Source organism: Escherichia sp. MR, from assembly GCF_005280595.1.
Lineage (GTDB): Bacteria > Pseudomonadota > Gammaproteobacteria > Enterobacterales > Enterobacteriaceae > Escherichia > Escherichia ruysiae.
Window position 1 is genome coordinate 25134 of record NZ_SZVK01000049.1, and the last position, 6753, is coordinate 31886.

The window sequence follows — 6753 nt, forward strand, 5'->3', positions numbered from 1 at the left end:
TTTCAATGTGAAGCGGTTTAAATTCGTTCTCAAATTACAGTCAGGACGCGTATGTTGAATAATGCTATGAGCGTAGTGATCCTTGCAGCAGGCAAAGGCACTCGCATGTATTCTGATATTCCAAAAGTGCTGCATACCCTTGCCGGGAAAGCGATGGTTCAGCATGTCATTGATGCTGCGAATGAATTAGGCGCAGCACACGTTCACCTGGTTTACGGTCACGGTGGCGATCTGCTTAAACAGTCGCTGAAAGATGACAACCTGAACTGGGTGCTTCAGGCCGAGCAACTGGGCACCGGTCATGCAATGCAGCAGGCTGCACCTTTCTTTGCCGATGATGAAGACATTTTAATGCTCTACGGCGATGTGCCGCTGATCTCGGTCGAAACACTCCAGCGTCTGCGTGATGCAAAACCGCAGGGTGGGATTGGTCTGCTGACAGTGAAACTGGATGATCCAACCGGTTATGGTCGCATTACCCGTGAGAATGGCAAAGTTACCGGCATTGTTGAGCATAAAGATGCTACCGATGAGCAGCGTCAAATCCAGGAGATCAACACCGGTATTCTGATCGCCAACGGTGCAGATATGAAACGCTGGCTGGCGAAGCTGACCAATAATAATGCTCAGGGCGAGTACTACATCACCGACATTATTGCCCTGGCGTATCAGGAAGGACGTGAAATCGTCGCTGTACATCCGCAGCGTTTAAGCGAAGTCGAAGGTGTAAATAACCGTCTGCAACTCTCCCGTCTGGAGCGCGTTTATCAGTCCGAACAGGCAGAAAAATTGCTGCTGGCGGGAGTTATGCTGCGCGATCCGGCTCGTTTTGATCTGCGCGGTACGCTTACTCACGGGCACGATGTTGAAATTGATACTAACGTTATCATCGAGGGTAATGTTACTCTCGGCAATCGCGTGAAAATTGGCACTGGTTGCGTGATTAAAAACAGCGTGATTGGCGATGATTGCGAAATCAGCCCATATACAGTCGTGGAAGATGCGAATCTGGCGGCGGCCTGTACCATTGGCCCGTTTGCCCGTCTGCGTCCTGGTGCAGAGCTGCTGGAAGGTGCGCACGTCGGTAACTTCGTTGAGATGAAAAAAGCGCGTCTGGGTAAAGGCTCGAAAGCCGGTCATCTGACTTACCTGGGCGATGCGGAAATTGGCGATAACGTTAACATCGGCGCGGGAACTATTACCTGCAACTACGACGGTGCGAATAAATTTAAAACCATTATTGGCGACGATGTATTTGTCGGTTCTGACACCCAACTTGTTGCACCGGTAACGGTTGGTAAAGGCGCAACCATTGCTGCGGGTACTACCGTAACGCGCAATGTTGGTGAAAATGCCCTGGCAATCAGCCGTGTGCCGCAGTCACAAAAAGAAGGCTGGCGTCGTCCGGTTAAGAAAAAGTAATTCTGGCTGGGTAATCCGGCCACCAGGGATGAGGAGATAACATAATCTCCCGCCCAATATGTTGTACTTATAAAAATAACCCCACTCTCTACAAGGCTCGGGGCGCCCGAAAAATTGGGTATACAGGTTGACCGACAACGATATCAATCGGAATTAAAAACTATGTGTGGAATTGTTGGCGCGATCGCGCAACGTGATGTAGCTGAAATCCTTCTTGAAGGCTTACGTCGTCTGGAATACCGTGGTTATGACTCTGCCGGTTTGGCAGTCGTCGATGCAAACGGAAATATGACCCGCTTGCGTCGTCTCGGTAAAGTACAGATGCTGGCTCAGGCAGCGGAAGAACATCCTCTGCATGGTGGCACCGGTATTGCTCACACCCGCTGGGCGACTCACGGAGAACCTTCAGAAGCGAATGCGCATCCGCATGTTTCTGAACACATTGTGGTGGTGCATAACGGCATCATCGAAAACCATGAACCGCTGCGCGAAGAGTTAAAAGCGCGTGGCTATACCTTCGTTTCTGAAACCGACACAGAAGTGATTGCTCACCTGGTGAACTGGGAACTGAAACAGGGCGGCACTCTGCGTGAGGCCGTTCTGCGCGCTATCCCGCAACTGCGGGGCGCTTACGGTACGGTTATCATGGACACCCGCAACCCGGATACTTTGCTGGCGGCTCGTTCCGGTAGCCCGCTGGTTATCGGCCTCGGTATGGGCGAAAACTTTATCGCTTCTGACCAGTTGGCACTATTGCCGGTGACCCGCCGTTTTATCTTCCTTGAAGAGGGCGATATTGCGGAAATCACTCGCCGTTCGGTAAACATCTTCGATAAATCTGGCGCGGAAGTAAAACGTCAGGATATCGAATCCAATCTGCAATATGACGCGGGCGATAAAGGTATTTATCGCCACTACATGCAGAAAGAGATCTACGAACAGCCTAACGCGATCAAAAACACTCTCGCCGGACGTATTAACCACGGTCAGGTTGATCTAAGCGAGCTGGGCCCGAATGCCGATGAACTGCTGTCGAAGGTTGAGCATATTCAGATCCTCGCCTGTGGCACTTCTTACAATTCTGGTATGGTTTCCCGCTACTGGTTTGAATCGCTGGCAGGCATTCCGTGCGACGTCGAAATCGCCTCTGAATTCCGCTATCGCAAATCAGCCGTGCGTCGTAACAGTCTGATGATCACTCTGTCGCAGTCCGGTGAAACGGCAGATACCCTGGCTGGCCTGCGTCTGTCGAAAGAGCTGGGTTACCTTGGTTCGCTTGCAATCTGTAACGTTCCTGGTTCTTCTCTGGTGCGTGAATCCGATCTGGCGCTGATGACCAATGCCGGTACTGAAATTGGCGTGGCATCTACCAAAGCCTTTACCACTCAGCTAACTGTGCTGTTGATGCTGGTGGCAAAATTGTCTCGACTGAAAGGTCTGGATGCCTCCATTGAACATGACATCGTGCATGGTCTGCAGGCACTGCCGAGTCGTATTGAGCAGATGCTGTCACAGGACAAACGTATTGAAGCTCTGGCAGAAGATTTCTCTGACAAACATCACGCACTGTTCCTGGGCCGTGGCGATCAGTATCCCATCGCGCTGGAAGGCGCATTGAAGCTGAAAGAGATCTCTTATATTCACGCTGAAGCCTACGCTGCGGGTGAACTGAAACACGGTCCGCTGGCGTTGATTGACGCCGATATGCCGGTTATCGTCGTCGCGCCGAATAACGAACTGTTGGAAAAACTGAAATCCAACATTGAAGAAGTTCGCGCGCGTGGCGGTCAGTTGTACGTCTTTGCCGATCAGGACGCAGGTTTTGTAAGTAGCGATAATATGCACATCATCGAGATGCCGCATGTGGAAGAAGTGATTGCCCCAATCTTCTACACCGTTCCGCTGCAACTGCTGGCGTACCATGTCGCGCTGATCAAAGGCACCGATGTTGACCAGCCGCGTAACCTGGCGAAATCGGTTACGGTTGAGTAATTCTAACCGTTAAGTAAGTAAGGGCTGCCAGCGGGTGGCCCTTTTTCATATTTATTTCTAATAAATTTTCCATTTAGATAACTAAATAAATATATTCTGAATTTTTACCAATGTCCGTTTACGAACTTGACTTACTATTATTTGAATAATATTTATATAATAAATTTATATTCTCAGATTGATTTATAGATATTAATTTAGCTAAACCTGTGTCATTGATGTAATATGTTTGCGAATCATAAATACACTTATTAATATAAGTGATGGTTCGGGTTGAAGGATATATTATATCAATGGAGTTTTTATGAAACGTAATATTATTGGTGGTGCATTCACGCTGGCATCTTTAATGCTGGCCGGACATGCACTCGCAGAGGATGGTGTTGTTCACTTTGTTGGTGAAATTGTTGACAGTAGTTGTGAAGTTACCTCCGATACAGCGGATCAAACTGTTCCTCTTGGAAAAGTCAGTAAAAATGCATTTTCAGGCGTAGGTAGCATGGCATCGCCACAGCAGTTTAGTATTAAACTGGAGAAATGCCCGGCAACGTACACTCAGGCTGCGGTTCGTTTTGATGGTACAGAAGCACCTGGCGGCGATGGCGATCTGAAAGTGGGTACTCCGACTACAGCTGCCGATCCGGGTGATTATACCGGCACCGGGGCAGCGATTGTGGCCACTGGTGTTGGTATCCGTATCTTTAACCAGGCTGACAACTCTCAGGTCAAACTTTATAACGACTCAGCTTATACCACTATCGATGGTAACGGCACTGCGGAAATGAAATTTATTGCACGCTATGTTGCAACAAATGCAGTCGTAACGGCGGGTACAGCGAACGCCGATTCACAATTTACTATCGAATATAAGAAATAATTTATCAGAGCCTTTTTATTCAGTTGGCTTTGGCCAGGGAGTTATTATGTCCAGAAAAAGTTGTTTAATCAGGCTCTTTAAAACAACCCTTTGGTACAAATTATTTATCGCGATTATGTTAAGCCTTTTTTTAGGCCAGCCAGCATTAACCTATGCAGGCGTTGTCATTGGCGGTACGCGGGTTGTTTACATAAGTAATAATGCAGATAAATCTATTTCTGTATTCAGCAAGGAAGAGAAGATCCCTTATCTCATCCAGTCATGGGTGGATCCGTTTAATAAAGATGATAAAAGTAAAGCGCCCTTTACTGTTATACCTCCTGTATCCCGACTTGAACCCGGACAAGAAAAAGTATTACGTATTCTTCACACGAAGGGAATGTCATTACCCGACGACCGTGAATCCGTCTTCTGGCTGAATATCAAAAATATTCCGCCTGCAGCAACCAATAAAGCGGCTAACTCTTTGGAAATTGCTGTTAAAACGCGTATCAAGCTGTTCTGGCGACCAGCAACTATTCGACTTATTCCTGAAGATGCAGCGCCTAAGGTTAAGTGGCGCCGTGAAGGCAAAAATCTGATTGCTGAAAATCCAAACCCGATTCATATCAGTGTGATGGATGTCATTGTTGATGGCCATGATGTGCCTCTCAACATGATCCGTCCTTTCGAAACGCTCTCTTTACCGTTGCCTGCCAATTCTGCGGGTAACCAAATGACCTGGCGATTCATAAATGATTATGGCGCGATAAGCGAACCGCTAAAAAACGCACTGTAAGCATGGCATAAGGATAGGCGTATTATGGTTACGACCAGAATAGCGGTTGGCCTGATGGCAGGGACGTGTCTGATATTCTCACATAGTCTGATGGCCCAGGTCAGCGTATTTAACCCGGCGCTACTGGAAATCGACCATCAATCCGGGGTCGACATTCGTCAGTTTAACCGGGCAAATATGATGCCTCCCGGCGTTTATAGCGTTGATATTTTTATCAACGGTAAAATGTTTGAACGTCAGGATGTGACATTTGTTCAGGATAATCCCGATGCTGATTTACACGCCTGCTTTGTCGCTATAAAAAAAACGCTGATCTCCTTTGGCGTAAAAGTTGATGCACTGAAATCGCTCAATGATGTGGATGAAACGGTCTGTATTGATCCTGAGCCACGCATTGAAGGCTCATCCTGGCAACTGGACAGCGATAAACTGCAACTGAATATCTCCATTCCCCAAATCTACATGGACGCGATGGCCTACGATTACATAAGCCCTACGCGTTGGGATGAGGGGATTAATGCGCTCACTATCAACTACGATTTTTCCGGTTCACATACCCTGCGTTCTGATTATGGTTCTCAGGAGACGAATACCAGCTATCTCAACCTGCGCAACGGACTGAATATTGGGCCGTGGCGATTACGCAATTACAGTACTTTAAACACAACCGATGGTCGTGCGGATTACAACTCTATAAGCACCTGGATACAACGTAATATTGCCGCGTTACGAAGCCAGATTATGATCGGCGATACGTGGACGGCGAGCGATATTTTCGACAGCACGCAAATCCGTGGCGCACGTCTTTATACCGATAACGATATGTTGCCTGCCAGCCAGAATGGATTTGCCCCTGTGGTGCGTGGCATTGCCAAGTCCAACGCCACGGTCATCATTCGTCAAAGTGGTTATGTGATTTACCAGTCTGCCGTTCCACTAGGTGCCTTTGAAATTACTGACCTGAACACTGCCAGTTCAGGGGGAGATTTGGACGTAACTATCAAGGAAGAAGATGGTAGCGAACAACGATTCACCCAACCTTACGCCACTTTGGCAATCCTTAAGCGTGAAGGTCAAACAGATGTCGATATCAGCGTGGGTGAATTACGCGATGAAGATGGATTTATGCCAGATGTCATCCAGGCGCAGATCCTTCATGGCCTGCCGCATGGGTTTACGTTGTATGGTGGTTTACAGGCTACCGAGAATTATGGTTCAGCAGCGTTAGGGATGGGTAAAGATCTTGGTTCTCTGGGTGCTATCTCGTTCGATGTGACTCATGCGCGTGCAAAATTTAGTCATGATGATACGGAAACCGGACAGTCCTATCGCTTTCTGTATTCGAAACGTTTTGATGATACGGACACCAGTTTGCGTCTGGTTGGCTATCGTTATTCCACTGAAGGCTACTATACCCTCAACGAATGGGCGTCACGGAGCAACAGTCCTGACGATTTCTGGCAAACCGGTAACCGCCGCAGTCGTGTGGAAGGAACGCTAACGCAGTCGCTGGGAAGAGATTACGGCAACGTATACCTGACATTAAGTCGTCAGCAGTACTGGCATACCGATGATGTCGAGCGATTAATGCAATTTGGCTACAGCAGTAGGGTGATGCTGCCAACTTACTGATTTAGTGTATGATGGTGTTTTTGAGGTGCTCCAGTGGCTTCTGTTTCTATCA

General features: G+C 48.0%; 4 protein-coding genes and 1 pseudogene. All 5 read left to right on the forward strand.

Annotation, left to right across the window (positions count from 1 at the left end; genetic code table 11):
• Nucleotides 1-51: 51 nt before the first annotated feature.
• Nucleotides 52-1422: a bifunctional UDP-N-acetylglucosamine diphosphorylase/glucosamine-1-phosphate N-acetyltransferase GlmU gene (gene glmU, locus FC814_RS17965; protein ID WP_137326257.1), complete on the forward strand. Its 1371-nt coding sequence runs from the start codon at nt 52-54 to the stop codon at nt 1420-1422.
• Nucleotides 1423-1584: 162 nt separating this feature from the next.
• Entirely contained in the window at nt 1585-3414 is a 1830-nt protein-coding gene (gene glmS, locus FC814_RS17970) for a glutamine--fructose-6-phosphate transaminase (isomerizing) (protein ID WP_000334114.1), read from the forward strand.
• 304 nt (nt 3415-3718) lie between these two features.
• Nucleotides 3719-4291: a long polar fimbria major subunit LpfA-O113 gene (gene lpfA-O113, locus FC814_RS17975; protein WP_000827800.1), complete on the forward strand. Its 573-nt coding sequence runs from the start codon at nt 3719-3721 to the stop codon at nt 4289-4291.
• A gap of 46 nt (nt 4292-4337) precedes the next feature.
• Nucleotides 4338-5069: a long polar fimbrial chaperone LpfB-O113 gene (gene lpfB-O113 / locus FC814_RS17980; RefSeq protein WP_000088108.1), complete on the forward strand. Its 732-nt coding sequence runs from the start codon at nt 4338-4340 to the stop codon at nt 5067-5069.
• A 24-nt stretch (nt 5070-5093) separates the two neighbouring features.
• A pseudogene (locus tag FC814_RS17985) lies at nt 5094-6677 on the forward strand (fimbria/pilus outer membrane usher protein); the annotation flags it as partial.
• Between the last annotated feature and the right edge of the window lie 76 nt (nt 6678-6753).

Coding starts and splice junctions, on each gene's coding strand:
- glmU (WP_137326257.1), top strand. CDS start 52: ATGTTGAATAATGCTATGAGCGTAGTGATCCTTGCAGCAGGCAAAGGC.
- glmS (WP_000334114.1), top strand. CDS start 1,585: ATGTGTGGAATTGTTGGCGCGATCGCGCAACGTGATGTAGCTGAAATC.
- lpfA-O113 (WP_000827800.1), top strand. CDS start 3,719: ATGAAACGTAATATTATTGGTGGTGCATTCACGCTGGCATCTTTAATG.
- lpfB-O113 (WP_000088108.1), top strand. CDS start 4,338: ATGTCCAGAAAAAGTTGTTTAATCAGGCTCTTTAAAACAACCCTTTGG.